The organism is Nostoc sp. (genome assembly GCF_036917235.1).
Taxonomy (GTDB): Bacteria; Cyanobacteriota; Cyanobacteriia; order Cyanobacteriales; family Nostocaceae; genus Nostoc.
Map to the genome: position 1 here is coordinate 125,082 of NZ_JBALDU010000114.1, position 26,957 is coordinate 152,038.

The 26,957-nt window shown below is 42.3% G+C and carries 22 protein-coding genes; 10 read left to right on the top strand and 12 right to left on the bottom strand.

What is annotated here, in order from left to right; all coding sequences use genetic code 11:
- The first annotated feature begins 180 nt into the window (after positions 1–180).
- A complete protein-coding gene (locus V7K44_RS32765; protein ID WP_334938217.1) occupies positions 181–2,601 on the top strand; it encodes an ATP-dependent helicase in 2,421 nt (806 codons plus the stop codon).
- A 19-nt stretch (positions 2,602–2,620) separates the two neighbouring features.
- On the opposite strand, the gene V7K44_RS32770 is transcribed toward V7K44_RS32765, so the two are convergent.
- From V7K44_RS32770 to V7K44_RS32780, 3 genes are all read right to left on the bottom strand, one after another.
- The gene (locus V7K44_RS32770; RefSeq protein WP_334938219.1) at positions 2,621–2,755 is read right to left on the bottom strand and encodes a hypothetical protein; all 135 of its coding nucleotides are present in this window, start codon (positions 2,753–2,755) and stop codon (positions 2,621–2,623) included.
- A gap of 49 nt (positions 2,756–2,804) precedes the next feature.
- Positions 2,805–3,830 (bottom strand): ABC transporter permease, encoded by a 1,026-nt coding sequence (locus tag V7K44_RS32775; protein ID WP_334938221.1) that lies wholly within the window; start codon positions 3,828–3,830, stop codon positions 2,805–2,807.
- A gap of 127 nt (positions 3,831–3,957) precedes the next feature.
- A complete protein-coding gene (locus V7K44_RS32780) occupies positions 3,958–5,610 on the bottom strand; it encodes an ABC transporter substrate-binding protein (RefSeq protein WP_334938223.1) in 1,653 nt (550 codons plus the stop codon).
- A gap of 528 nt (positions 5,611–6,138) precedes the next feature.
- Here V7K44_RS32780 and V7K44_RS32785 point away from each other — a divergent pair.
- From V7K44_RS32785 to V7K44_RS32805, 5 genes are all read left to right on the top strand, one after another.
- Complete coding sequence (locus V7K44_RS32785; RefSeq protein WP_289795423.1) at positions 6,139–6,465, top strand: hypothetical protein; 327 nt, start codon at positions 6,139–6,141, stop codon at positions 6,463–6,465.
- A 454-nt stretch (positions 6,466–6,919) separates the two neighbouring features.
- The gene (gene psbB / locus V7K44_RS32790; RefSeq protein WP_334938224.1) at positions 6,920–8,449 is read left to right on the top strand and encodes a photosystem II chlorophyll-binding protein CP47; all 1,530 of its coding nucleotides are present in this window, start codon (positions 6,920–6,922) and stop codon (positions 8,447–8,449) included.
- A 113-nt stretch (positions 8,450–8,562) separates the two neighbouring features.
- The gene (locus tag V7K44_RS32795; protein ID WP_084227385.1) at positions 8,563–8,670 is read left to right on the top strand and encodes a photosystem II reaction center protein T; all 108 of its coding nucleotides are present in this window, start codon (positions 8,563–8,565) and stop codon (positions 8,668–8,670) included.
- Between the two features lie 294 nt (positions 8,671–8,964).
- The gene (locus V7K44_RS32800) at positions 8,965–10,128 is read left to right on the top strand and encodes a 30S ribosomal protein S1 (RefSeq protein ID WP_334938226.1); all 1,164 of its coding nucleotides are present in this window, start codon (positions 8,965–8,967) and stop codon (positions 10,126–10,128) included.
- A gap of 133 nt (positions 10,129–10,261) precedes the next feature.
- Positions 10,262–10,996, top strand: a complete 735-nt coding sequence (locus V7K44_RS32805) for an HAD family hydrolase (protein ID WP_334938228.1) — start codon at positions 10,262–10,264, stop codon at positions 10,994–10,996.
- A 39-nt stretch (positions 10,997–11,035) separates the two neighbouring features.
- Here the strand turns inward: V7K44_RS32805 and V7K44_RS32810 are convergent, their stop codons facing one another.
- The 5 genes from V7K44_RS32810 to V7K44_RS32830 form a co-directional block, all read right to left on the bottom strand.
- Positions 11,036–11,260 (bottom strand): DUF4231 domain-containing protein, encoded by a 225-nt coding sequence (locus tag V7K44_RS32810; RefSeq protein WP_334938230.1) that lies wholly within the window; start codon positions 11,258–11,260, stop codon positions 11,036–11,038.
- A 216-nt stretch (positions 11,261–11,476) separates the two neighbouring features.
- On the bottom strand, positions 11,477–12,223 hold the full coding sequence (locus tag V7K44_RS32815; RefSeq protein ID WP_334938232.1) for a hypothetical protein: 747 nt from the start codon (positions 12,221–12,223) through the stop codon (positions 11,477–11,479).
- 214 nt (positions 12,224–12,437) lie between these two features.
- Positions 12,438–13,541: an AI-2E family transporter gene (locus tag V7K44_RS32820; RefSeq protein ID WP_334938322.1), complete on the bottom strand. Its 1,104-nt coding sequence runs from the start codon at positions 13,539–13,541 to the stop codon at positions 12,438–12,440.
- A gap of 152 nt (positions 13,542–13,693) precedes the next feature.
- A complete protein-coding gene (locus V7K44_RS32825) occupies positions 13,694–14,128 on the bottom strand; it encodes an NUDIX hydrolase (RefSeq protein ID WP_334938234.1) in 435 nt (144 codons plus the stop codon).
- Between the two features lie 21 nt (positions 14,129–14,149).
- Positions 14,150–14,566 carry a hypothetical protein gene (locus tag V7K44_RS32830; RefSeq protein ID WP_334938236.1) on the bottom strand — a complete coding sequence of 139 codons (417 nt, stop codon included), beginning with the start codon at positions 14,564–14,566 and terminating at the stop codon, positions 14,150–14,152.
- 368 nt (positions 14,567–14,934) lie between these two features.
- Between V7K44_RS32830 and folD the strand changes: the two genes are divergently transcribed.
- The 3 genes from folD to V7K44_RS32845 all read left to right on the top strand — a co-directional run bounded on the left by folD (position 14,935) and on the right by V7K44_RS32845 (position 17,617).
- Entirely contained in the window at positions 14,935–15,831 is an 897-nt protein-coding gene (gene folD / locus V7K44_RS32835) for a bifunctional methylenetetrahydrofolate dehydrogenase/methenyltetrahydrofolate cyclohydrolase FolD (RefSeq protein WP_334938238.1), read from the top strand.
- Positions 15,832–15,980: 149 nt separating this feature from the next.
- Positions 15,981–16,913, top strand: coding sequence for a geranylgeranyl diphosphate synthase CrtE (gene crtE / locus V7K44_RS32840; RefSeq protein ID WP_334938240.1), 933 nt, complete (start codon positions 15,981–15,983; stop codon positions 16,911–16,913).
- A 248-nt stretch (positions 16,914–17,161) separates the two neighbouring features.
- Positions 17,162–17,617 (top strand): divergent PAP2 family protein, encoded by a 456-nt coding sequence (locus V7K44_RS32845; protein WP_094350479.1) that lies wholly within the window; start codon positions 17,162–17,164, stop codon positions 17,615–17,617.
- Positions 17,618–17,887: 270 nt separating this feature from the next.
- Here the strand turns inward: V7K44_RS32845 and V7K44_RS32850 are convergent, their stop codons facing one another.
- The 4 genes from V7K44_RS32850 to V7K44_RS32865 form a co-directional block, all read right to left on the bottom strand.
- Positions 17,888–18,550, bottom strand: a complete 663-nt coding sequence (locus V7K44_RS32850; RefSeq protein ID WP_334938242.1) for a hypothetical protein — start codon at positions 18,548–18,550, stop codon at positions 17,888–17,890.
- Positions 18,551–18,806: 256 nt separating this feature from the next.
- Positions 18,807–19,136 (bottom strand): MgPME-cyclase complex family protein, encoded by a 330-nt coding sequence (locus tag V7K44_RS32855; protein ID WP_334938244.1) that lies wholly within the window; start codon positions 19,134–19,136, stop codon positions 18,807–18,809.
- 64 nt (positions 19,137–19,200) lie between these two features.
- Entirely contained in the window at positions 19,201–19,920 is a 720-nt protein-coding gene (locus V7K44_RS32860) for a SnoaL-like polyketide cyclase (protein ID WP_334938246.1), read from the bottom strand.
- Positions 19,921–20,055: 135 nt separating this feature from the next.
- Positions 20,056–20,781 carry a pyridoxine 5'-phosphate synthase gene (locus tag V7K44_RS32865; RefSeq protein WP_334938248.1) on the bottom strand — a complete coding sequence of 242 codons (726 nt, stop codon included), beginning with the start codon at positions 20,779–20,781 and terminating at the stop codon, positions 20,056–20,058.
- Between the two features lie 191 nt (positions 20,782–20,972).
- Between V7K44_RS32865 and V7K44_RS32870 the strand changes: the two genes are divergently transcribed.
- Positions 20,973–26,888 carry an AAA family ATPase gene (locus tag V7K44_RS32870; RefSeq protein ID WP_334938250.1) on the top strand — a complete coding sequence of 1,972 codons (5,916 nt, stop codon included), beginning with the start codon at positions 20,973–20,975 and terminating at the stop codon, positions 26,886–26,888.
- Positions 26,889–26,957: the final 69 nt, after the last annotated feature.

The window sequence follows — 26,957 nt, forward strand, 5'->3', positions numbered from 1 at the left end:
TAAGCACTTTAGTAGTTAAAAAATAATCACGGAACTTCTAACTACGAAATTACTTACTAATCCAATAAAACTAGACAGACTACTATCAGCAATTTAGTAATTTGAGATTAATAATCACCTAAAATTATTTATGTATGTGATTTTTGAATTAAATCCAAAATCTCAAATCTCAAATTTTATATGTCCGACTCTAAATTTACTATTCCTGTTGTTCAAGAATTATTTGACTCAGAATTGTCTGAGCGATCGCCTGTTCCTTCTCTGCGGGAGAAAATTCTCGCAATTCGCAACAGTCTACGCCCTGGACAACAGCAAATGGCTGACTGGCAATCTGGCCCTTTGGCTATTTCTGCCGTTCCTGGTGCAGGAAAATCTACGGGTATGGCGGCGGCGGCGGCGATCGCCATCGCACGTCAGTACGAACGTTCATCTTCCCGCCGTCAGTTGGTAGTCGTTACTTTTACTCGTTCTGCTGCTGCTAATATTAAAGCGAAGATTCGCAAATTCTTACGAGATGATTTATCTTTACCTCAGACGGGCTTTTTTGTCTATACCCTACATGGTCTAGCGTTGAACATTGCCAACCGCCATTCTGATTTGTCGGGTTTGCAGTTAGAAAATGTCATATTAATTACACCAACCCAAAGTCACCGTTTTATCAGAACTGCTGTAGAACAATGGATTGCAAATAATCCAGATGTATATTTGCGGTTATTGGAAGGTCATCAATTTGATGGAGAAGAGACAGAAAGGTTGCGTCGTCAATCGGTGCTGCGAACAGAAGTATTACCAGAGTTAGCTAATACAGTAATTCATGAAGCAAAAAGTTCTGGGATATCGCCAGAATTGTTACGGGGGTGGAGTAAGCAAACCACAGACGAATATGCAATTTTGAGCGTAGCGGCAGGATTATACGAGCAATATCAAAACTTGATGCGATCGCGTGACTTTATAGATTATGACGATATGATTTTAGCCGCACTGCGCGTTTTAGAAAACGACAGTGCCCGTCACATTGAGCAAAACCAAATATTCGCCGTCTTTGAAGACGAAGCCCAAGATTCTAGCCCTCTTCAGACGCAGCTATTAGAAATTTTGGCAAGTAATGGGGAATATGAGGGGATGAATACAGACGCGATGAATCGCGTCTCTACGCACTCAGCACTCAATTTAGTCCGAGTTGGCGACCCTAACCAGGCGATTAACTCTACCTTTACTCCAGCCGATCCGATTTATTTCCGACAATTTTGCGAAGAGTGCGATCGCATCGAACGATTGGCAACGATGGATCGAGCTGGTCGCAGTACTAGAATTATCATTAAAGCCGCTAACTTTGCTCTCAAATGGATCAATAATCAATGGTTAGCAACAACCAAAACTAACAACAAACAACAAATTCCTGACAACCGACAAGTACCATTTCGCTTACAGACAATTCGCCCTGTGGAAGTTGGCGATCCGCAAGCTAATGCCAACCCCGCACCCGTAGGACAAGGATTAGAGCTTTATACACCGCGCGATATTCATCACACTGTTGAATTGTTATCTCAAAGGGTGATTGAGTTATTTGGTGAAGATCCAACAAAAAATAGTGCAGCGATTTTAGTCCGAGAAAATCGCCAAGGACGATGGTTAGCAGAAGCTCTGACACCTGTGTGCAAAGAGCATAAAATTACACTTTACGATGTGGGAGAACGCGATCGCCGTTCCCATGTCCCTCAAGAAATTTTGGCATTATTGCAATTTTGCGATCGTCCCCACTCCCCCGATTACCTCAAAGCCGCCCTAGAAGCATTAGTCCAGCGCCAATTAATTCCTACCCAAGACCTCAACGCCCTAGCTAGTCTACCAGAAGAGTTTTTGTATCCTGGCCCCCTAGCAGCACCTCAGCCAGAAACAGTACAAAAAGCTGCCCGCTTGTGTCGCAATTTACTTCGCGCTCGTTTGGAATTGCCTCTTTACCAGCTAATTTCCTTTCTTGCCTTGACCTTAAATTATGACCAGGCAGAATTAGCAACAGCTGATAAACTTGCAGAACGGGTAAACCAGCAGATAGCTGGCAATAGTTCGATGGGGGGAATGCTTTCAGCTTTAAGTGAAATAGTTAGTTCCGAACGGTTTGAACCAGTGGAAACCGAGGATTCGGAAGAACGTTATACCCGTCGTGGTCAACTGACGATTATCACCATGCACAAAGCTAAAGGGCTAGATTGGGACTATGTGTTTCTTCCTTTTCTCCACGAAAACTTGATTCCTGGCAGATTTTGGGTTCCTCCCCAAAGCCAATTTTTAGGCGACTTTACCTTATCAGAAGTAGCCCGCGCCCAAATTCGCGCGACTCTTCACGAAGAATCTATCATACCGGATGTTAGTCAGGCATGGGAGGTGGCAAAGAATTTGAAAACATCTGAAGAGTATCGTTTACTCTATGTTGCCATGACACGAGCAAAGCTTCTGCTGTGGATGTCTGCGGCGCAGAAAGCCCCCTTTACTTGGAGTAAACCGGACAATTTACAAGAACAAGCGCCTTGCCCGGTGTTTCCAGCATTAAAACGCCAATTTCCTGAATGTGTGGTGAATTTAGCGGCAATGAGTAAATAAGGAAACTCCAAGAAATAAATTATCCAATATTGTGGGGTGGGCAGGATGCCATTGGTGTCAAGTTAAGAAAAGCTGATGCCAAAATTAATGAGACTCGTTGGTGGCAAGCTCTGTTAGAACGTTTACCTAATGGTGGCTTACTGATAGTAGACATGGGATTTTATGGTTTTGAGTGGTTCGATTCTCTCAAAATGTCCAACAGCTTAATACCGAATTCGCGGATCTACATAAGCATTTAAAATATCAATTAAAATGCTGGCACTCACAACGATCGCACCAAAAAAGACTAGCACTCCCTGGACTGTGGGATAATCGCGATCTGCGATCGCTTGATACAATCGATTAGCTAACCCAGGCCAAGAAAATGTTACTTCTGTCAAAATCGCTCCACCCAACAGAGACGCGAAGGTTAATCCTAAGACTGTAATTACTGGGATTAGGGCATTCTTTAAGGCGTGAGAGGCTAAAATCTTATTTTCAGCAATACCTCTAGCTCTAGCGGCTTCTACATAATCTGCTTGCAAGGTTTGCTTTAAATTCACTCGCACAATTCGCTCAAAAATTCCACTGAGCAAAATTCCTAGTGTGAGACTCGGTAGGGCAAGATGGTGTAAAGATGTGAAAAACTGGGTGAAATTTCCACCGAGTAAGCTATCAATTGTGTACAATCCAGTGACAGTAGCAGGAGCCGGCAGATTGGGCGGAAAGCGATTGGAATTAGGAAACCAACCCAATTGCACTGAGAAAATCAACTGTAAAAGCATTCCCGCCCAGAACATGGGGAGTGCGTAGGTGATGATCCCAAATAAGCGCCCACCGACATCAAAATATGTCCCAGGACGAGAAGCCGAAAGAGTCCCAACCGCGATTCCGACGATGAGTGCAACCGCCATACTACATACTGCTAACTCCACCGTGGCCGGGAAATATTGCCCAATTATGTCCCAAACATTTTGTCCGCGACTCATTAAAGAGGTTCCCAAGTCAAAGCGCAGTATGCTTCCCAAATAATTTAGGTACTGTAGCCACAGGGGAAAGTTTAAACCAAGTTGTTTTCGCAATTCTTCTTTAGCTGCTTCTGGCGCACGTCCACCAAGAATTGCATCTGCTGGATCTCCTGGTGTGGCTCTTAGTAAGAGAAACACAATGGTAATGATAGTTAATAGCTGAAGTGGTGCGAGAAGCAAACGGGAGACTATGTAATATTGTAAAGCTTTAGAACGAGACATAAGCAATTCAAAATTTCAAATTCACTTTTGGGAAATGTCTTAACTATTAACTAGATATATATTGAACAAGAACTTTTTATTAATAGTCATTGGTCATAATTGTTGACCAATGACCAATGACTAATGACTACTTTTTAAGTGTCTGGTAAACCAAAATTTGGGTAGGGTTAAGTTTTACACTACTAACACCTTTTTGGGCAAATACATAGTCTTTGTTTTGCCATAAGGGAACGTAAGGTACATCAGTCGTTACTTGCGTTTGAATTTCTGTAAAAATTTTCTGACGGGCTTCGGGGTTTTGTTCTTTGCGTTGCTGATCGATCAGTTTATTGATGGCTTCGTTATAGTAGAACGAACCCTGAGTTTGACTGCCTCCATCTTCGCATCCTTTAGCCACAGAACCTTTGTCACAAGCCAAAAATGGCTGGACGTAATTATCTGGATCTAAAAAATCTGGATACCAATCTAGTAAAGCTGCTGGATACAAACCCTTAGCAATGTCTTTGAAGAAGGCTGGCCCTTCGGCGGGGGTGACTTCAAATTGCAGTATTCCATCCATTTTGACATCGACAAGAGATTTGAGTGTCTGTGCTGCCAAACTACGAGTAGGTGAACTAGAAGGATACCAAACTTGCACTTTTGCAGGATTTTCTTTGGAGAAGCCAGCAGTAGTTAATAATTTTTTAGCTTGATCGAAGTTAGCATCGCCATATTTATCTTTGAATAATGGCACAGAAACTTTAAACGTCGTGGGAATCATGCTATAAAGCGGATCTGCTTGACCAAGTAAGACTCGCTCATTTAAAAGTGGACGGTCAATTATGGATGCGATGGCTTGTCTTACCTCTAATTTATCTAAAGGCTTTTGATTCCGGTTTAATACCAGATAACTTACTACACTACCTTCAGCTGCGATCGCTTGCCAATCCCCTTTTTTACCACCTTCTTCTAAACTGCGATTTTGATCTGGTTGCAGCGACAGATAAGCTACATCCACCGCGCCTGTACGGAAAGCATTAAACAAATTCACTGGACTAGTTTGAATTTGGAGATTAACACCCTTGTTACCTGGTTTTTCTCCCCAATATTTATCAAACACATCAAATCGGATAGAATCAGTACCATACTGTCCTAATTTGTAAGGGCCAGTTCCCACAAAAATATTTGGCTTGAATTTACCAGCACCGAGTTCGTAAGCTTTTGGTGAAACTGCACAAATTCCAGGAAATGCCAACAGTGAGGGAAAAGCTGCAAAGGGCTTTTTCAACTTGATGGTTAACTCATACTCATTTGTAGATTTTATAGAATCTACTATATCAGCTAGTAAGAATGAGGGTTTTCCTTTATTTTGAATAAAGCGGTTGATGGTAAAGGCCATTGCTTGAGCGTTAAAGGGAGTCCCATCATGAAAAACGACTCCCTGACGTAAGGAGATGGTATAAGTTAAGCCGTCTGGACTGACTTTGGGTAATGCTGTAGCTAATTGGGGTTTAATTTCAGTGCTTCCTGGTTCGTAATTATAGAGGCGATCGCTCATATTAAACACCAAACCTAAAGATGCTAACTCATAAGCATCAGCCGGATCGAGGGTTCTTGGCTTGGCTGTTGTACCGATAGTAATCCGACCATCACCTGTAGGGGTATTTACAGAACCAGATGGCGGCGTAGTTGGCTGTGGACGAGGAGCGCAACTAACAACCAAAAATAAACATAAACAGAACAAAGATAGGAATTGTGTAATCCGATCCCACTGTTTCACGAACAAGGAAAACCAGGTCATAGCAATAATATATTTGATATCAGCGGTCAGCAATTTTACTACATTTGTGACTCTTATGCTGAATCTTCACAATTTATAGTGGCTCTTGTTTCGATGGAACACTCCGTAGACATCTAAATCAAAAATTTGTGGCAGATACTCAACTTCATAATTAAGTTTATTGCTACCGTGTGATGCCTACGCACTTACACTATTTGGTTACAAAAAATCATTGATAAAATACAGAATTTTAAGATTAAGATTTGTTAAATATTAAAAAGTTTTTATTTAATTAAAATTTTCAACATTGGTTAAATTTGTCTTAAATTCATAGTTACTAGGAAAATAAGTCTTGTTAAAGTTTGACCTTAGCTCAAGTAGTGTAAGTTGAGATTTTACCTGTTGCTGCTTGGGAACAGACACCGATAGAGCGGTTTATCATCAAGATTGGCTGTATTGTCAAAAAGAAGAGTGTTTGAACATCAGCGACTAAAGCGATCGCGATATTGTTAACAGCAGATTGAAAGTCGAAATAGTGAGACTAAGACCGTGAAGTATTTCTTTCTATCTGAGGGATGGGCAGTTGCAAGAGTTTGGGCATCTGATGGACTCTGGCAAATAACTGCATGGCGACGCCAACCAGATATTCAGCGAATGAATATTTGTTTAGTCGAAGAAAATGAATTGCTCTGGCTTTATCGAGTTGAAGAAGCCGTTTTAACCGTGGAAGTGAAGCCAACAACACCAGTAATTGGTAGTCAGACCATCGGTCAAGTAGTACTCAAGCGTCTGATGAGCGCCGAACAGGTAATCGAACGCCTGGGTACAGCCGAGGCGAAGTGTCAACTGCAAAATATCCACTTGGTGGTTCAGTAGATAGTGGGCATGGGGAGCAGAGGGGATAAAACTTATTACAACTTCTCTTCTGCCCTGCTCCCCTGCTCCCCTGCCTCCCCTTCTCCCCAATCCTCGTAAAGAAAAGATAAGCAAATTTAATCCCCGACGAGTATTGGTAGCGAAAAAACTTGGAGATGCTACGCGATCGCATCAATTTACACGCTTGCAAACAATTCCATCAATAGTTACACTTTTTAAAACATTCTCATTTTTGCTTGGCGATGGCTACCCTACATAGGTAAACCTCCCGAAGCGAGTAAGCATTGCCAAAGCACCCACGGTGTATGACTTATTAAGACTAAGCTGTGGTAGTACTCTGGCTCTGGCAATAACAAAAAACAAGAGAGAGTTTTATGAGTGGCGATTTTCGTCTCTCATAACCTCAGTAAGAAAATTGCTTTGTAAACTAACTCATCGAGGAGGAGCGTAGTCGATGGGACTACCCTGGTACCGAGTACATACAGTCGTTCTGAATGATCCAGGGCGACTGATTTCTGTACACCTAATGCACACAGCCTTAGTAGCAGGCTGGGCTGGTTCGATGGCACTCTACGAACTAGCTGTTTTTGACCCTAGCGATGCAGTTCTCAACCCGATGTGGCGTCAAGGGATGTTCGTCTTGCCGTTCATGTCACGTTTGGGCGTTACTCAATCTTGGGGTGGTTGGAACGTTACTGGTGGTCCATCAAGCGATCCTGGCTTCTGGTCATTTGAAGGCGTTGCTGCTGCTCATATTGTTCTTTCCGGTCTGCTATTTCTAGCCGCCGTATGGCACTGGGTTTACTGGGATTTGGAACTTTTTAGAGATCCCCGCACTGGTGAACCCGCCCTAGATTTGCCAAAAATGTTTGGCATTCACCTGTTCTTATCTGGTCTACTTTGTTTTGGATTTGGTGCTTTTCATGTCACCGGACTATTTGGGCCGGGGATATGGGTTTCTGACGCCTATGGTATAACTGGCGCAGCACAGGCAGTAGCACCAGAATGGGGGCCAGATGGCTTTAACCCCTATAACCCTGGTGGCATTGCGGCTCACCACATTGCCGCTGGTGTTGTTGGTATTATTGCAGGCTTATTCCACCTGACAGTTAGACCCCCCGAACGGCTCTACAAAGCCTTGCGGATGGGGAACATTGAAACAGTACTTTCTAGCAGTATTGCAGCAGTCTTCTTCGCTGCTTTCGTGGTTGCTGGTACTATGTGGTACGGTAACGCCGCCACACCCATCGAATTGTTTGGTCCTACCCGCTATCAATGGGATCAGAACTACTTCCGTCAAGAAATTCAGCGCCGCGTCCAAACAAATGTTGCCCAAGGTGCAAGCCTTGAGCAAGCTTGGTCGCAGATTCCTGAAAAATTGGCTTTCTACGATTACGTCGGTAATAGCCCCGCTAAAGGCGGTCTATTCCGTACAGGGCCAATGGTGAAGGGTGATGGCATTGCCCAATCTTGGCAAGGTCACGCCGTATTCAAAGATTCTGAAGGACGCGAATTGAACGTGCGTCGTCTCCCCAACTTCTTTGAAACCTTCCCAGTGATTTTGACTGATGCAGATGGAATTGTCCGCGCTGACATTCCCTTCCGTCGGGCAGAATCTAAATATAGCTTCGAGCAGTCTGGTGTCACCGTTAGTTTTTACGGTGGCAATCTGAATGGTCAGACCTTTACAGAGCCAGCTGATGTGAAGAAGTATGCCCGTAAGGCTCAAGGCGGTGAAATCTTTGAATTTGACCGGGAAACCTTGAACTCTGATGGTGTATTCCGCACCAGTCCTAGAGGTTGGTTTACCTTTGGACACGCCGTATTTGCTCTGCTGTTCTTCTTTGGTCATCTCTGGCATGGCGCTCGGACAATCTACCGAGACGTATTTGCTGGTGTTGACGCCGATCTTGAAGAGCAAGTTGAGTGGGGTCTGTTCCAGAAAGTGGGTGACAAGTCAACTCGCCGGAAGGAAGCCCTTTAATTTCAGTGCTGAGTTTTGAGTGCTGAATTCTGAGTTAAGGCTCTGACTCAGCACTCAGGTGACTCAGCATTAAAAACTTTAACTACTGGCTGGATAAAGAGGAAATCGTAATAATGGAAAGCGTTGCGTACATCTTGATTTTTACTCTGTGTATAGGTACTCTCTTCTTTGCGATCGCATTTCGCGAACCCCCTCGCTTTGAGAAACCAAAAGATAAGTAGATCCTATCCACAGACTTTTAAGCGGATTTAATCTTAATATCCGTTGCTACTAAGTATGGTGGCAACGGATATTATTGTGTTCGTCCTTTGTTGGTTTTCACTACTAAGTAAATGACAAATCATTTTTATATTGTGATATAATTTCCAATCTTGGGAGTAGATATGTGTTAATGCTAGCTTTTCTGCGCTAGGATGAAAAAGGATGTTTTATGTAAACTGCCATAGTAGTGCTTACATAACGCATCGCGCCTGTCGCACCACCTTTACGGAGACTAGAACCAGGAACAAATCAGCATGGTCAATCAGAATTTAACCGCTACAGAAATTGGATTCACTCACGAAGATTTCGCTGCTCTACTTGACAAATACGATTATCATTTTAGCCCTGGCGATGTTGTCCCAGGAACAGTTTTCAGTATAGAGCCGCGCGGCGCTCTGATTGACATTGGTGCTAAAACCGCAGCATATATTCCCATACAAGAAATGTCTATTAACCGGGTCGATAGCCCGGAAGAAGTATTACAGTCAAACGAAACGCGGGAATTTTTCATCCTTACCGATGAAAACGAAGATGGTCAATTAACCCTTTCTATTCGCCGTATTGAATATATGCGGGCTTGGGAACGCGTGCGGCAGTTGCAAGCAGAAGATGCTACTGTCCGTTCTGGCGTATTTGCAACCAATCGCGGTGGAGCATTAGTACGAATTGAAGGATTACGTGGCTTTATCCCAGGTTCTCACATCAGTACCCGCAAGCCTAAAGAAGAATTGGTCGGCGAGGATCTGCCGTTGAAATTCCTAGAAGTAGACGAAGAACGTAATCGTCTCGTTCTATCTCACCGTCGAGCGCTGGTTGAGCGCAAGATGAACCGCCTAGAAGTCGGCGAAGTAGTAATTGGTACTGTTCGTGGTATCAAACCCTACGGTGCTTTCATCGACATTGGCGGCGTCAGTGGTCTACTGCATATTTCTGAGATTTCTCACGAACATATTGATACGCCTCATAGCGTGTTCAATGTCAATGATGAAGTGAAAGTTATGATCATTGACTTGGATGCAGAAAGGGGTCGCATTTCCCTATCTACCAAGCAGCTAGAACCCGAACCCGGCGACATGATTAAAAACCGGGATTTGGTCTACGATAAAGCAGAAGAAATGGCTGCTAAGTATCGCGAACAGCTATTAGCCAAGCAGCAAGGTGCTACTGCTGCGGCTGCACCTGCGGAAGTGATTGCAGACGAAGATATTCCACCAGCAACGGAACTTGAAGAAGATATTCCACCAGCAACGGAACTTGAAGAAGATATTCCACCAGCAGCAGAACTTGAAGAAGATATTCCAGTAGTTGCGGAAATTGAAGCAGAGATTCCAGCAGCGACGGAAACTGAAGAAGAAATTCCAGCAGCAACGGAAACTGAAGAGGAAGTTCCAGCGGTTCCAGCAGCTATTGAAGAGTAATAAAAATTTTTTATAGTTTTACTTGTCTTTAAGTAAGAGTATTAAATCATTTTATAAAGAGGGTTTTTCCCTCTTTTTTTATGTGGAGAATCGCTGAAAGTAAAGAGTTGGGAGTAGTTAGAAGTTAAATATTATGGCAACCATTAAATGTAAAAATATCACTTTTGATAATATCCAGGCAATTTTGTTTGACAAAAACGGTACTCTAGAAGATTCAGAAACGTATTTGCGATCGCTAGCACAAAAAGCAGCAAGATTAATAGATGCTCAAATCCCTGGAACTGGGGAACCCCTATTAATGGCATTTGGCATCAATGGCAATTTTCTAGATCCCGCAGGTTTAATATCAGTAGCAAGCCGCCGTGAAACAGAAGTTGCGGCTGCGGCATATATTGCCGAAACAGGAAGAGGATGGTTTGAGTGCTTAAAAATAGCCCGTCAAGCTTTGGATGAAGCGGAAAAATATATTGGGAAAACTCCTTCACCATTGTTTGTGGGTAGCCTAGAAATTTTGAAATACCTGCGAGATGGTGGGCTAAAACTTGGCATCCTCTCAGCTGCGACAACTGAAGAAGTACGTAATTTTGTAGCCAATCACGAATTAAGTGATTATATCCAGTTGGAAATGGGCGTAGATGAAGGGCCGAGTAAACCAGATCCAGTGCTATTTTTACAAGCTTGCCAAGCTTTGGGAGTTGAACCGAGCGCTACCTTGATGGTGGGTGATGCAGTTGGTGATATGCAAATGGCGCGTAATGCTAAAGCCGCAGGTTGTATTGGTATTACTTGGGTAGGTAAGCCAGATAATGTCCGAGGTGCGGATGTGGTGATTAATAAACTTGATGAAATCCAGATTTTAGAGGATTAATTTATACCGATTTTATAAGAAGGAGTCAGGAGTCAGAATTCAGATTGGATAAATACGATAAGGACCCGTCAACTGTGAAAATTGCCAACCTTGGGTTTTCATAGATTCAACTGTTCGGCGATAGTGTCGCCAGCGTTCTCCATAGTGAAAAAACTCTTCAATGGCAGCACTAATAGCAACTATTTGGCTCAAACCAAAAGTTGACCACATAATGATATCCCTATTGTTAGGTTTGAAATTAGTGTTAATATTTAGACTTACCAATGGCGAGAAAATTGCACCACCAATAATAGTTGTTATCCGTAAAAATAATGGCGATCGCGTGAGAAATTCGCCTTATTTTCCATCAAAAGTACTTGTTCTAACCAGCGCGATCGCAAAAAATGTTTTTGCACATCACCTAAGTTAATACCTGCAAATAACTTGTTAAAATCTTCTTTTAAAAATTCGTGATAACTATTTTTTTAGCCATTTTTACTCCTAATTAGAAAGTAACCCCTTAATTACTTTGCCTAAATTCTCAACTCCTTTCTCTATGTCGATTAAGTCGATGTATTGTAATGTACCAGATTTAGCTAGGTTTTTGGCTCGTTCATCAGTAGCCTTTCCCCGCAAGGCATCTGCAAGTATATCTGCGGTTCTACCACTACCAGCAATCACAAGAACGACCCTTCCATTATCAACGCTAGAAAGCGCATCCTTAAAGGTAATTTCACCACCATTCAAGAGTAGTGTTATCGAAGGTGCATCATTGGCCAGCATAGTCGCAATACAAGATATCCAAGGAGACTCGTCGCCCCAATCGTTACCAGGAACTAGCACGAAATGAGTATGGTTTGCCTCTAACGGTGTTAAATCAGCAGCAGTTTCCGAATGATTAGGTAAAGCTACTTTGCCTTCAGGTATTACACCAACTAAAGCAAACTTAGCACCTATTTGGGTACGAGCCGCACCGATCATTTGCATAATTCCTGCATCCGTACCCCCATCCACGACATAAGCCCCCAAAGTTTCGGCGATGGGGGCTAAAACTTCCACAAACAACCGTTGAATACGGAAAAAGTCAGCTTCACTGATGTTACTTGCACCCCCCACTACTACTAGAACAGGACGCGAACCGCACAGCCCTATTGTCTCAAGAGCATAAGGCAATTCTTCTGGCTTCTCAACTTGAGTAGCTAATGCTGTTTTCCCATTATTAAAGGTAAGTTTTAAACAACTTTTCATTTTTTCCAAATACTGACTGCTTATGGTCTCTGGCATAGAGCTTCGCAGTCATGTTCTGCAAGCGTTGTATTCCGTTATTATCTTGACGAAGCTTTCTATAAAACTATTGATCGCAAAATAATAGCTTCTTGTTTGTTGACATTTTAAATTAAGATTTTGCAGTTTATTTATCGACTATCGTACCAGTTTTTCAGTTAATCTGAATGATGAAACTTTAGCCATAAGTTCCTGCTCTCTCACTTTTTACCGCCACGGGTTCTGACTCTATATCCTCTATTTTATTAAACTCTCCAGCCCGCCAGCTATCTGTTATATCCTTGATAAAGCTGGCAATCGGGATCGCAACTAATAAACCCAGTACTCCTCCCAACTTTGCACCCAGCAATAAAGAAATCACCACCCACACAGGATTTAAGCCAGTCAAATTGCTGAGAATTCGAGGTGCAATAATATTAGAATTAACTTGGTCGATCGCAACAGCTACACCTAAGACTTCCACCCCTAACCAAAAATTTTGCAGCGCTACCAACAAACTGACTATGGCGATACCGACTCCTGTACCAAAGGGGAAGAGTGAAAATAAGCCAATACCAATGCCAAAAAGTAGAGCTAGGGGAACTTGCAGCGCTAAAAATACTAGTGTAATTGTCACCCCTAACACAGCTCCCAATGTTGCTTGACCGATAAAGTAATTGTGGAAATCCTCTCGCAGCAATTCCCGTACTCTTGACCCAATATTAGGGGGAAACCACTGAAAAATTCCGTCCCAAAGACGTTCACCATTCAATATTAGGTAGATAGTCAATACTACCGCTAGCAGCACATTGAGGACAATACCAATGGTATCGACGGCAAAACCAAGAATTCTACCAGTGAAGGACTGAAGTTGGTTAGATAATCGTTCCAGAACTTGGGTAAATAAACCACTTAAATTAATTGGAAGTTGCTGTTGACTTAACGCCCAATCCTGAAAAGCTTGCAGCTGCTGAGTGCCAGAATCAATCCAACTGGGCAAAATATTAGCCAGTTCAACTAGCTGTTGAATAATCAAGGGCACCAAGGTGATGCCTAAAGCTACTAAAACCACCAGAGTCAAAAGCAACACTCCTCCGATCGCTAAGTTGGGTTTCACCCCTTGTTCCTGGAGAAACTGGATTGGATAATTCAAGACAAAAGCTAGTAGGATGGCGGCGGCGATAATGCTAACTAAGGGTTGAAAATACTGTATAACCTGGAGCAATAGCCAGCCGTTGAGAATGGCAATGGGAAATGCTAATCCTATAGTTAACCATCGCGGCAGTTTGTTTGCTGATTGCATTAGTGATGATCCCATAAGAGTTCGTTCTAACTTTATTTTGGCTTCTTGGGATGTGAAGAATAAGGAATGGGGGAGAGCAGGGAGTAGGGGAAGAAGAATTAATAATCAATGCCCAATGAGAAATGACAAATGACAAATGACTTATCCCCAAATTATGTTGGATTTTTCTCAAGAAAATCCAACATAATTTTCTGATGCATTGCCCCTAAAGGTCGCACTTCGCCAGCATTTTGTGAATAACAGTTACCTTGGCGAATATCTTCTGGCGTAAATAAGGCCATATCCCAGCCCTCATTCAGAACCAGTTGATTTAATTCCACCAAGAGTGGTGCATGAAAGACATGACGGACAACTTTTTCGTTGGGATAAGAGCCAAATTCAAGAAAGGGTGGTAGATTATAGCCGATTTCTTCTAAAATTTCTCGTTTTACCGCTACATCTGGCGTTTCACCAGGTTCGATGTGTCCGCCAAACAGCGCCCAATAACCAGGGTAAAGAATACCGGGGATGTTGTCACGCAGTTGCATGAGAAACTTGTTTTTTTGGTAGAGAATTGCGATCGCTACGTGCACCTGTTGATTATTCATGTCTTTATTTTTAATTGCTGACTATTCTTCTTCTAAATAAACTTCCCCCAATTCTTTGCCAGCTAAGGGAATACTTCGGTAGCGAACTTTACCCTTAATTACAACTTCTGAACCTTCACCCAGATTTTTTTGATTGGTGACAACCCAAATTTTGCCCGTTGAGTCCTTTATTTTATAAGCCCACTGTTTGATCAGGGGAGCTTGCTTTTCTACCTGACCTTGGATGTAAACTATAGCCTGATTGTCTTGTTTTGGTTTAATCTCTCCAATTGGAGTGACATTTGTACCAATTTTTAAGCCAGCCCCACGCAAACCAGGCGATGTCAAGTTACCACAACTACAAAGTCCTGCGATCAGGAAAAAAGTCAACCCCAAACGGTAAGGAACAATACTGTGCCCGTACAAGAACGAAAGAGATAAATTTCTTATTTGTCGCATAAAAGCCACCGATTTATTTATTTTGGGCATTTGGCACAAGAGGCAGAGGTGCAAAGGCGAAAGACTTACTGCAACTGACTTCTCCCCTGTCCCTCCGGTTACTGAGCGCAGTCGTACCCCTCCGGGGAAGCAAGCTACGCGCAGCGTCTCGTAGAGAAGTATGCTCCCCTGCTCCCCCACTCCCACTCTCCCAATTCTTTATTCTTCAGATGATGCCGTTGATCTGAGAAAATAAACATTATGGATTTACTGTGAGAGAAACGCTACGACATCAAACAGCAACACAATAATAGTTGAAAGTCAAGAGTCAAGAGTCAATATTTTCATTTTGGACTTTGGATAACAAGCGAACATAGCTGGGAATTTTCATGGAAACAAAAACTGCCAAAATCCTTGATGGGAAAGCAATAGCAGCAAAAATTCAGCAAGAACTTTCTGTTGCGATTACACAATTACAACCAAAAATTGGACGACCACCTGGTTTAGCAGTGTTGATGGTTGGTGATAACCCAGCATCAGCGGCTTATGTACGCAATAAAGAAAAAGCCTGCGCTAAAGTTGGGATCGCTTCTTTTGGTCAGCATTTTTCTGCCGAAACTACCCTTGAGGAGTTAGAAGAGGTAATTGCTGCACTCAACCAGGATAAAAAAGTGGATGGTATTCTTGTGCAATTGCCCTTACCTAACCACCTGGATGCTGTAACTCTGCTACATCAAATCGATCCCGATAAAGATGCTGATGGACTGCACCCAGTTAACTTGGGTCGACTAGTACGGGGAGAAAGCGGTTTACGCAGCTGTACCCCGGCTGGTGTGATGCGGCTTTTACAAGAATATGAGATTCCTTTGCAGGGAAAACAAGCAGTAGTGGTGGGGCGCAGTATTTTGGTGGGTAAACCGATGGCGCTGATGCTATTAGAAGCTGATGCCACTGTCACGATCGCTCACTCGCGATCGCATGACCTCAAAAGCATCACCCAAAATGCTGATATTCTAATTGCAGCAGTAGGTCGTCCCGGATTGATCTCTGCTGATATGGTGAAACCGGGCGCTGTTGTGGTAGATGTGGGGATGAATCGCGTCACCGATGCTAATGGCAAAAGTCGTCTCATTGGCGATGTCCATTTTGAATCAACCGCTGATATCGCAGGATTTATCACCCCAGTTCCTGGTGGTGTTGGCCCGATGACTGTTGCCATATTGTTGGAAAATACATTCGCTAGCTATTCCAGAGCGGCAAAAGAAGAAAGAGTAGTGAAGAGTTAAAAGTTATTGTTAATAACTCTTAACTTCTAAATCTCGTACAGACGCGATTAATCGCGTCTTTGCTCCTAACTCTTCATTTTTTTCAGTCCCACAGCACCTTAAAATTGTGACGTATAAGGCAAAAATCGCAAAATGTCAGGAATTAAAGAATGGTAGCAACTGATAACGTCCAAAAGACACCACCAGAGGAAGCCACATTTAACTTAGCAGCCTATCTAAAAGAGCGACAAAAGCTTTGTGATAATGCTTTAGATCGGGCTATCCCGATCGTTTATCCAGAAAAGATTTATGAGGCGATGCGCTACTCGTTATTAGCTGGAGGTAAGCGTATACGTCCCATTCTTTGCCTTGCCACCTGTGAAATGATGGGTGGAACCATTGACATGGCCATGCCAACAGCTTGTGCTGTGGAGATGCTCCACACAATGTCGTTGATACATGACGACCTGCCAGCGATGGATAATGACGATTACCGTCGTGGAAAGCTGACGAATCATAAAGTCTATGGGGAAGATGTAGCGATTTTGGCTGGCGATGGCTTGTTGGCTCTTGCTTTTGAGTCTGTTGCCATTCAAACCCCCCAAAGTGTTAAGAGAGAGGTGGTCTTGCAGGTTATTGCCCGTCTTGGCAAAGCCTTGGGGGCAGGTGGTTTGGTCGGCGGTCAAGTTGTCGATTTAGAGTCGGAAGGTAAATCAGATATTTCCTTAGAAACCCTAAATTTCATTCATAAACACAAAACAGCCGCCCTGTTGGAAGCTTGCGTAGTTTGTGGCGGGCTGATTGCTAATGCATCACCTGAAGATGTGCAGCGACTAACCCGTTATGCTCAAAATATTGGGCTAGCATTCCAAATCATCGATGATATTTTGGATATCACTTCTACCCAAGAGCAATTAGGTAAAACAGCTGGCAAAGACCAAAGAGCTAAGAAAGTGACCTATCCTAGCCTTTGGGGACTTGAGGAATCGCGCTCAAAAGCTCAAGAGCTAGTTAAAGAAGCTTGTGTGGAATTAGAACCATTTGGAGACAGAGCCAAACCACTGCAAGCGATCGCTCATTTTATTACCAGCCGTAATAACTAGTAACGCTTTAGTGTTTTATTGATTGGGAATGGGTAGTTTATTTACACCATACTGTACTACTGCCCAGCGGAATTCAAAATTCACTCATTCAAAATTAAAAAAGCTTACTTGATAAGCTTTTAGGTAATTTTGAATAGTTGGTCTGTTTCCACCGTGATGTACTAGATTGATTTGGGATTTTGGGTTGAATCTAAATGTTTCCTCAACCAACAACTGCTGCTAATATTTACTAACCTAACCAAAATACCATGCAGGACATAGGCAACATTTTAGACAACCGGGTGCTGCTGGTTGCTCTGGTAGCTTGTTTAATTGCTCAAGCATTAAAGCTCGTAGTTGAGATCGTCAAACATCGCAAATTGAATGTGCGTGTTTTGGTGACAACCGGAGGTATGCCCAGTGCCCATTCGGCTCTGGTTACAGCCCTAGCCGCTGGTGTAGGGCAAACGCTGGGTTGGGCATCTCCTGATTTTGCCGTTGCGATCGTTTTTGCCATCATTGTCATGTATGATGCAGCCGGAGTTCGACAAGCGGCTGGTAAGCAAGCTCGTATTCTCAATCAAATGATTGATGAATTATTCCATGAAAAACCAGACTTTAGCCAAGACCGTCTGAAAGAATTACTCGGACATACACCAGTTCAGGTAATCGCTGGATCGGCTTTGGGTATAACCATTTATTGGTTAGCTAGGTCTGCTTATTAAATTAGGGCAATAAATTTTTATTTGAGGGGATATTGATAATTAGTAACTGGTAATTTGTCAATCAATTTTGGATTTTAGATTTACCCCGTGAATAAATTCAGGGGATTAAGGATGAAAGGATTTGTTCCAAATAACTTGCTTCACGCAAAGCGAGCATAAATATATTCGCTGAAAACCCTTTGGAATTTTGAATTTAAAATCACAAATTAGGTCAATTGACAAATTACCACTCTGGTAGATCGCATCAGTATGCCAGTGAACTTAAGATCGCTAAAACCGCACAGTCGAGCGTAGCAGAATCACTTTACGACTATCTACTAGGCTGGCAACGAAACCACCATTGTTTAGCTTTTGCAATGTATTATATGCTTCACTTTGGTTAGTGGTATAAACTGCCAGCAAGTAAGGGCGTTGTCCATAAGAAACAAAACCGACGTTACCTCCCACCACTTGCTGCACACTATTTACTAATTCTGGACGGTTGTAATAATCTACCAGTACTGCATAACCTTCTCCTAATGCTTGAGGATTATAGCTGACTGTCTGCTGAGGTGGTTTTGGCTGTGACTGTTGTGGCTGCGGCTGCACATCTGCCGTTGTTGTTGGTCGAGTGGTAATTATGGCAGATAAGCCAACAATATTGCTGACATATCTTGCCCAACGATTGGCATCGTCAATTTTGTTAAAGCCCCCGACTCGCGTCACGGTTTCGTTGAGATATTTGCAGGTGATAGTTTTAAGTTCGGGTGGTAAGGCACTACGTAACTGCTTTTGATTATTTGCTGTGGGACTCACTACTAATAAAAGATACTCACCTGCATTTGGTGGTTGACAAGAGGGAATGGTTTTTTGAGCAAGTACAGAACTCATGCCACCAATCAACCCTACAATCGCTAATCCTAAAACACTTGGTAAATTATGAAATCTATGCACAAAAGTTAGATTATGTAAATTAAGGTGTCCTAGAAGATTTTATAAGAAAAAAGCTGAAAACCTAGCTACTTCAGTATGGTGATGAAATATGTGTCAAAAAATATATTTTGTTACTTAAAAATAAAATTAGGGTGTGGGGAAGAGGCAGAGGGGCAGGAGGGCAGAGGAGACAAGGGGGAATTATTGAACAAGTCTCTCCCTTGTCTGCCCCGTCTTTCTTGTCTTTTCTCCATGCCCAATGTCCAATGCCCTATGCTTAAGATACGGTAACTAACGATGCTAAAGCATCTGGTATTGCTTCAGAAGGAGCCTGGAATTCGCCAGTGATGACGTACTCTAAACGCAGTTTTAACCAAGTGATAAATTGAGGATTTGTAGAAATAATTGCGACTGCTGGTTGAGGACACTTTGCCTTCAACTCTTTAAACTGCGGTGTTTCCAAGAAAGCTGGTTGTTCAACCAACCAAAAATCTATTTGTTTTTCTTGTTCGTGGTAGTTACGGTTGCGTTCTTTGAGAACTTCGTGTATCGGTTCTTCTTCGAGAAGAAAGCGGTGACTTGCCAAAACGTAATGGTATGTTTGCATTTGCATCCTTTGGTTGCTATGTGAATAATTTCAGGGCACAGTGACTCTGTACCCTGACAAACTACTAACTTTTCTGGGATTTCTTGAACCAAGAACTGAACGGACAAGCACTTTTCTGGTTTTCAGATTTTGTCTGTTTGCCACCAGATGTTAGCTTTTCCAAGAACAGATTATTGTCAAAGTAGTGTTCTAAGGAAATAACCTTCAAGTCATCGGTAACTTTTGCAATGCTCATGCCGATAATTTCTATTGTCTCTCCAGTAGATGCATGGCCTTTATATTCTCCGTTAAAATGTCCCCAATGCCGCCATTTAAATGTGACATTTGGGGGTCCTGAGAAAACTTCCAGAACTTCCCAAGGAAATCCTTGAGGGAATGTTGTGTGGAAGACTTTTGCGGATGATTCAAAGGTTTCTTCTGAAGCTTTGTAATGCTCTGAATCAGGCATAAATAGATTGTAAGTACCTTGGGCTGATACATCTGCTGCGGTATACTCTACTCCACCATTGGTACTGACGCGAAACTGTTCATTCACAACAGATAACCACTCTTGCGGGTTAGCTTTGAAGGATACCTCCATCTCGAAGGTTCTCACCAAATTTTGCACGATCGCTTCCAGTGTTCCTTCAAGATGATTGTAGATACTTTCTTTAGCAAGATTTTCATTTGAACGGGAATAATCAGGTGGTGTCTGATAGCGCCACTCGACATCAGTGCTTTCTGCTATCACCTTATCCCGATCCTGTACCCAAAGTGGCAAGTTGTTAGATTGTGTTGCGCTCATAGAAGTTTTTGCTGAAGATTTGATCCCAATTTCTAGATTTCGCAGTGACAACCCCTCTTTTAAGATACGGGAGCAGGGGAGCAGGGGAGCAGGAGAGAAGTTGCAGTAAATTTTTCCCCTCTGCCCCTCTGCCCCTTATGCCCCATTCCCTCTTATAGCTTGTTTCATCTCGCGGACTGCCCTTTCCATACCTACTAATGCTGCCCGACTGATGATGGTATGACCAATGTTCAGTTCTTCCATGCCTGGAAGCGCAGCTACCGGATAGACGTTCCAGTAGGTGAGTCCATGACCAGCGTTAACTCGCAATCCGACTTGAATCGCTTGTTCACACCCTTTAGCTAATACGGCTAATTCTCGGTGGCGATTTGTTTCATCTTTAGCCTCAGCATATTGTCCGGTGTGCAATTCAATAAGCTGCGCCTGTATCTTGACAGATGCTTCAATTTGTGCTGGTTCGGCATCGATAAATAAACTAACTGGAATGCTAGCGCTTTGCAATTTATCGACGATTTCACCTATTCTAGCAATTTGCCCGACAATATTTAGTCCGCCTTCTGTTGTTACTTCTTCGCGCTTTTCGGGCACTAAAGTCACGTAATCTGGTTTGATATCGAGAGCGATCGCTAGCATTTCATCTGTTGCGGCCATTTCTAAATTAAGATGCGATCGCACTGTTTGCCGCAACAGCAGTACATCCCGATCTTGGATATGCCGCCGATCTTCGCGCAGATGCACCGTAATTCCATCTGCACCCGCTAATTCTGCCAGTACCGCCGCCGCTACTGGATCTGGTTCCACCGTCCGACGCGCTTGCCGAATAGTGGCGATGTGGTCAATGTTAACACCAAGTGTAGGCACCCCAAGTTTCTCCCAAATCCACAGTCCTTAGAACTTGATTTTACCGGAAATAGCGGTAGTTTTGCTGAAGGAGCTACAGATAGATTACACACGTAAAATGCGATTGTTTAAAAGAAATCTGAGTTAGCAAAAGCTTATTCTTGGGCAAACTACTTTAAATAAGTAGCTGATTTCACAAGAGTTGATGAAGTATGAATACAGCAGTTGAGCCGATGGACAAGCTTTTGAACTATCAAATTAGCGAGCAACTTTATGCAGGCTCCAGAACCTTAGTTTACCGGGCTATTCGAGAGGCGGATCGACTTCCGGTTGTGATTAAACTGCTCCAGCAAGAGTATCCTACCTTCAATGAACTGCTGCTGTTCCGTAATCAGTACACGATTGCTAAAAATCTTGACCTACCCGGTATTGTTCATCCCTACAGTCTGGAACCTTACCGCAACAGCTATGCTTTAGTGATGGAGGATTTTGGCGGTATTTCCCTTAAAGATTGGCTCAACCAAAAAATAGGGAGCAACCAATATACTCTGACAGAGTTCTTGGATATTGCGATCGCTCTGAGTAATACTCTTGACGGACTTTATCGCCATCGAATTATCCACAAAGATATCAAGCCAGCCAACATCCTCATCAACCCGGAAACTAAGCAAGTCAAGTTGATTGACTTTAGTATTGCCTCTCTTTTACCCAGAGAAACCCAGGAAATTTATAGTCCTAATGTCTTAGAAGGTACTCTCGCCTACCTTTCCCCCGAACAAACCGGGCGGATGAATCGCGGAATCGACTATCGCAGTGATTACTATTCCCTCGGCGTTACCTTCTATGAATTACTGACTGGACACCTACCCTTTGAGTCTAACGATCCGATGGAGTTGGTTCACTGTCATATTGCCAAGCAACCAGAACAATTAAGGGGCAGGGAAGAAGAGATTCCCGAAGTTCTTTGTGAGATTGTGATGAAGTTGATGGCGAAAAACGCTGAAGACCGCTATCAGAGCGCATTAGGGCTGAAATTTGATTTAGAAAAATGTTTGTCTCAATTGCAGGAAATTGGCAGGGTTAAATCCTTTCAATTAGGTCAGCGGGATATTTGCGATCGCTTTATCATCCCAGAAAAACTCTACGGTCGCCAAACTGAAGTTGAAAACTTACTGGATGCCTTTGAGAGAGTCAGTCAGGGAAGCACTGAAATTATCTTGGTAGCAGGTTTCTCTGGCATTGGCAAAACTGCTGTGGTAAACGAAGTCCACAAGCCAATTGTGCGACAACGGGGTTATTTCATTAAAGGTAAATTTGACCAGTTCGGGCGCAACATTCCTTTCTCTGCTTTTGTGCAAGCTTTTCGAGATTTAATCGGGCAACTGCTGAGTGAAACTGATACCCAATTTGAGCAATGGAAGTCCAAAATTATCTCTGCTTTGGGTGAGAACGGACAAGTGATGATTGAGGTGATTCCAGAACTGGAAAGTATGATTGGTAAACAGCCACCAGCGCCGGAACTCTCTGGAAGTGCGGCACAAAATCGCTTCAATTCGCTGTTTTTGAAATTCACTCAAGTCTTCACTGCATTAGAACATCCATTAGCGATCTTTATTGATGATTTGCAATGGGCAGATTCTGCTTCTCTAAAGTTAATACACTTGTTAATGAGCGAAGCTGACATCGGCTATCTACTATTAATTGGTGCTTATCGAGATAACGAAGTCAACCCAGTACATCCGCTGATGCTGACTTTAGAAGAGATTCAGAAGTTAGGTGCTACAGTCAATACAATTACCTTAGCTCCCCTCGATCAAATATCTGTCAATCATTTAGTTGCAGATACATTGAGTTGTTCTCTAGCGTTAGCTGCACCGTTAACAGAGTTGGTATTGAGCAAAACTAAAGGTAATCCTTTCTTCAGTACTCAGTTTCTTAAAGCACTACACCAAGATCAACTAATTACATTTGCACCCCTTCAGGGAAATCAAGGGGGGTGGGAATGTGATATTGCTCAAGTACGAGCGATCGCTCTTACTGATGATGTTGTAGAGTTCATGGCAATTCAACTGCAAAAATTGTCAACCGAAACTCAAGAAGTTTTGAAATTAGCAGCTTGTGTGGGAAACCAATTCGATCTAGGGACATTAGCGATCGTCCATGAAAAATCCCAGGTGGAAACAGCCGCAGATTTTTGGAAAGCTGTACAGGATGGGCTGATTATCCCGATCAATGAGGTTTACAAATTCTATCAAGAGGACTCAGAATGGGCTACACCCCGTTTTGATAACAGAATTCAGAATTCAGAATTTAAGCAATACAATTCTCCTGAATCCTGTTCCTACAAGTTTCTCCATGACCGTGTTCAGCAAGCTGCCTATTCTTTGATTCCTGAATCTCAAAGAAAAGCTACTCATTTTAAAATTGGGCAATTACTCTTAAATAATACATTGCCTGAACTAATTGAAGCCAGTATTTTTGATATTGTTAATCAGTTAAATGAGGGGATTTATATAATTCATGAACAATCGCAAAAATCTGGACTGGCTCAACTTAATCTCATTGCTGGCAAGAAAGCCAAAGCTTCAACTGCTTATAGAGCAGCCGTTAAATATTTCACATTAGGCAGAAACTTGCTCATAGAAGAAGACTGGCAAAGTAACTATCAGCTTACATTTGATTTATATCGGCAATCCGCGGAGTGTGAATATTTAACTGGCGATTTTGACCAAGCAGAGATATTATTCGATTTAGCATTAAATAATAGCCATAATAAGTTTGAGAAAGCAGAGATTTATGGGATTCAGATGTACCTGAAAATGACTCAGGGTGAAAATATCGAAGCTGGCTTTGCAGCTGGGTTGAAAGCTTTAAGCATCATGGGTATGCATTTACCAGTTACTTCTGAAGAACAGCAAGCTGCCATCGAAACTGAACTTCAAGAATTAAAAGCTAAACTTCAAAGGATTTGTACAGCAGATTTATTCAATTTGCCCCAGATGATAGATCCAGATAAAAAGGTCTGTATGGGTCTTTTAGCTGACGTTTGGGCAGCCGCTTATATGGGAGGAGATCAACACCTCAGTTGCTTGGCTCCTTTATTAATGATCGATTTATCGTTGAAATATGGCAATGCTGAAAGTTCTGGTTTTGCTTACTGTTTATATGGGATGAGTCTGGCAAATCAAGGAAATTATCAAACTGCTTATGAGTTCGGTACATTAGCGCTAAAACTCGATCGTCACTTCAATAGCACCCAATTTATTTTTAAAACCAATAATATCTTTGCACACACGATTAATCCCTATAATCAGCATTTAAAAACGAATTTGCCGCTTTCTCAGCAATCATTCCAAATATGTCAAGAAACTGGAAATTTGGTGTTTGGTGTTTGGGCGGTTTCGTTTTTGATTTGGGCGATGTTAATTAAAGGCGATCGCCTCTCAGATGTTTACGCGGAAACTGAAAAATATCTGAGCTATGTCCAACAGGTTAATGATGCCAATATGCTGTATGCCTTTACTTTACAGCGGCAGTTCTTATTAAACTTGCAAGCTATATCTAAAACCACCGATTTATTAGAACATCGCAATGACGAAGATATTCCCTATATCGAAGTGTGGAGACAGAAGAACAACTTTGAACATGGAATTAATTGGTACTGCTTTCTTAAAATCCAATTATCGTACCTTTATGGGCGCTACGCAGATGCTGTGGAAGCAGCAGAAGAAGCTGAGAAAACTCTTGGTTGTAACTCTGGTTTCTTCCCAATTATTCAGTATCATTTCTATTATCCACTCAGTTTGATAGCTCTCTATCCCAATCTGACATTAGAAAAGAAAAAGCAGTATTGGGACATTATTCGAGAGCATCAACAAATTCATAAAACTTGGGCTAATAGTTGTCCAGACAACTTTCTACATCGATATCTATTGTTATCTGCGGAAATAGCAAGAATTTCTGGCAAGTATATGGATGCAATCGAATCATACGATTGCGCCATTGCTAAAGCTAAAGAAAACGAATACATTAACGAAGAAGCTCTCGCCAACGAACTTGCAGCCAAGTTCTATTTAGAATGGGGTAAAGAGCGCATTGCTCAAGAGTATTTAATTAATGCTTACTATTGCTACACACACTGGGATGCTAAAGCCAAAGTCAATGACTTAGAACAGCGTTATCCACAACTGCTAGCCCCGATTTTACAACAGAAGCGTTCACTATTCACACCTAATGAGACATTCGCAAATATTGAGAGCATTAGTACCTTCCATCCCAGCATTAATAAATCAGTAACTTCTAGCAGTAACACATCAATAATGCTAGATTTGGCAACAGTTTTAAAAGCCTCTCAGACTCTTTCGAGTGAAATTGAACTAGATAAATTACTTACAAAGCTGCTGCAAGTGGTAATGGAAAATGCTGGAGCAGATAAGTGTGCGTTACTACTGCTTAAAGAAAATAAATTGGTAGTTGAGGCGACTGCTCAAGCTGGGCAAAAATCAACGGTGTTACAGTCAATTTTTGTGGAAGATAGTGCAGAGGTTCCCCATAGCCTAATTTACGCCATAAAACGTAACCTGCAATCTACCGTTATCTTTGATACAGCATTGCATCCGGCGCTAATAGCCGATCCCTATATTATTCGTCAGCAACCGAAAAGCTTGCTATGTACACCGATTCTCTATCAAGGGAAACTCTTAGGGATTTTATATTTAGAAAACAATTTGATGACTGGAGCATTTACTAGCGATCGCGTCGAAATTCTCAATTTATTATGTACTCAAGCTGCAATCTCCCTAGAAAATGCCCGACTTTATCAGCAAGCACAAAATACTCTAGAAAACCTGGCACAGACTGAACAATTTTTGCGATTAATTATTGACAATATCCCACAATCTGTTTTCTGGAAAGACTGCAATAGTGTTTATTTAGGCTGTAACCATAACTTTACTCAAACTTGGGGTCTAGGAGTGCCAGAAAATGTTATTGGTAAAACAGATTACGAGCTTCCCTGGACTAGTGAGCAATCAGATTTTTTTGTCACGCGCGATCGCCGCATCATTGAGTCTGGGGAAGCGGAACTTAACATTATCGAAACTGTGCAGCAAGTAGATGAAAAACAAAAGTGGTCTAATACCAATAAAATTCCTCTAAAAGATAGAAAAGGAAAAGTTTTTGGCATCCTTAGCACATCTGAAGACATCACCGAACGCCAGCAAGCACAACAATTGCTGCAACAGCAAAAGCAACAATTACAACAAGCACTACAAGAACTCCAAACGATGCAATTGCAATTAGTCCAAGGTGAAAAAATGTCTGCCCTTGGTAATTTGGTAGCAGGTGTTGCCCATGAAATCAACAATCCTATCGGCTTCATTGCTGGCAACTTAGAACCAGCCAAAGATTATGTCAAAGATTTGTTGGGACTAATTAATCTTTATCAAGAAAAATTTCCCAATCCCGGCTTAGATATTCAAGATGAAATTGATGCCATCGACCTGAATTATTTACGCGAAGATTTACCGAAATTGCTGGACTCGATGAAATTGGGTGTTAGCCGTATCCGCAGTATTAGTACCAGTTTGCGAACCTTCTCCAGAGCAGATAAGGATTATAAAGTTCCTTTTGATATTCATGAAGGCATTGACAGTACTATTCTGATTCTCAGACACCGTTTAAAAGCTAACGAAAACCGTCCAGCAATTGACGTAGTGAAGAATTATGGCAAACTCCCCCTAGTGGAATGCTTTGCAGGACAACTAAATCAAGTGTTTATGAACTTGTTAGCAAATGCCATTGATGCACTTGAACAATACAATACAGAACGCAGTTTGGAAGCGATTCTTGCCAACCCCAATTGCATCACCATTCAAACTCGTGTAGCAGACTCAGGTCAGGATATTTTGATTAAGATTGCTGATAATGGCGTGGGAATGTCACCGGAGATTAAACAAAAAGTATTTGACCATTTGTTCACCACCAAACCTGTAGGAAAAGGTACTGGATTAGGATTAGCGATCGCTCGTCAAATTGTGGTAGAAGCACATGGAGGTTCGCTCTCTTGTTCTTCCGAACTTGGAAAGGGGACAGAGTTTGTCATTCAAATCTCTACTCAACAACAATAATTAGTTCTGAGTGCTGAGTTATGAGTGCTGAGTAATTTCTAATTTACTCAGCACTTTTCATTTTTACTT

Excerpts from the sequence above, each read along its gene's own strand:
- V7K44_RS32765 (WP_334938217.1), top strand. The coding sequence starts at position 181 with ATGTCCGACTCTAAATTTACTATTCCTGTTGTTCAAGAATTATTTGAC.
- V7K44_RS32770 (WP_334938219.1), bottom strand. The coding sequence starts at position 2,755 with ATGTCTACTATCAGTAAGCCACCATTAGGTAAACGTTCTAACAGAGCT.
- V7K44_RS32775 (WP_334938221.1), bottom strand. The coding sequence starts at position 3,830 with ATGTCTCGTTCTAAAGCTTTACAATATTACATAGTCTCCCGTTTGCTT.
- V7K44_RS32780 (WP_334938223.1), bottom strand. The coding sequence starts at position 5,610 with ATGACCTGGTTTTCCTTGTTCGTGAAACAGTGGGATCGGATTACACAA.
- psbB (WP_334938224.1), top strand. The coding sequence starts at position 6,920 with ATGGGACTACCCTGGTACCGAGTACATACAGTCGTTCTGAATGATCCA.
- V7K44_RS32795 (WP_084227385.1), top strand. The coding sequence starts at position 8,563 with ATGGAAAGCGTTGCGTACATCTTGATTTTTACTCTGTGTATAGGTACT.
- V7K44_RS32800 (WP_334938226.1), top strand. The coding sequence starts at position 8,965 with ATGGTCAATCAGAATTTAACCGCTACAGAAATTGGATTCACTCACGAA.
- V7K44_RS32805 (WP_334938228.1), top strand. The coding sequence starts at position 10,262 with ATGGCAACCATTAAATGTAAAAATATCACTTTTGATAATATCCAGGCA.
- V7K44_RS32815 (WP_334938232.1), bottom strand. The coding sequence starts at position 12,223 with ATGAAAAGTTGTTTAAAACTTACCTTTAATAATGGGAAAACAGCATTA.
- V7K44_RS32820 (WP_334938322.1), bottom strand. The coding sequence starts at position 13,541 with ATGCAATCAGCAAACAAACTGCCGCGATGGTTAACTATAGGATTAGCA.
- V7K44_RS32825 (WP_334938234.1), bottom strand. The coding sequence starts at position 14,128 with ATGAATAATCAACAGGTGCACGTAGCGATCGCAATTCTCTACCAAAAA.
- V7K44_RS32830 (WP_334938236.1), bottom strand. The coding sequence starts at position 14,566 with ATGCGACAAATAAGAAATTTATCTCTTTCGTTCTTGTACGGGCACAGT.
- folD (WP_334938238.1), top strand. The coding sequence starts at position 14,935 with ATGGAAACAAAAACTGCCAAAATCCTTGATGGGAAAGCAATAGCAGCA.
- crtE (WP_334938240.1), top strand. The coding sequence starts at position 15,981 with ATGGTAGCAACTGATAACGTCCAAAAGACACCACCAGAGGAAGCCACA.
- V7K44_RS32845 (WP_094350479.1), top strand. The coding sequence starts at position 17,162 with ATGCAGGACATAGGCAACATTTTAGACAACCGGGTGCTGCTGGTTGCT.
- V7K44_RS32855 (WP_334938244.1), bottom strand. The coding sequence starts at position 19,136 with ATGCAAACATACCATTACGTTTTGGCAAGTCACCGCTTTCTTCTCGAA.
- V7K44_RS32860 (WP_334938246.1), bottom strand. The coding sequence starts at position 19,920 with ATGAGCGCAACACAATCTAACAACTTGCCACTTTGGGTACAGGATCGG.
- V7K44_RS32870 (WP_334938250.1), top strand. The coding sequence starts at position 20,973 with ATGAATACAGCAGTTGAGCCGATGGACAAGCTTTTGAACTATCAAATT.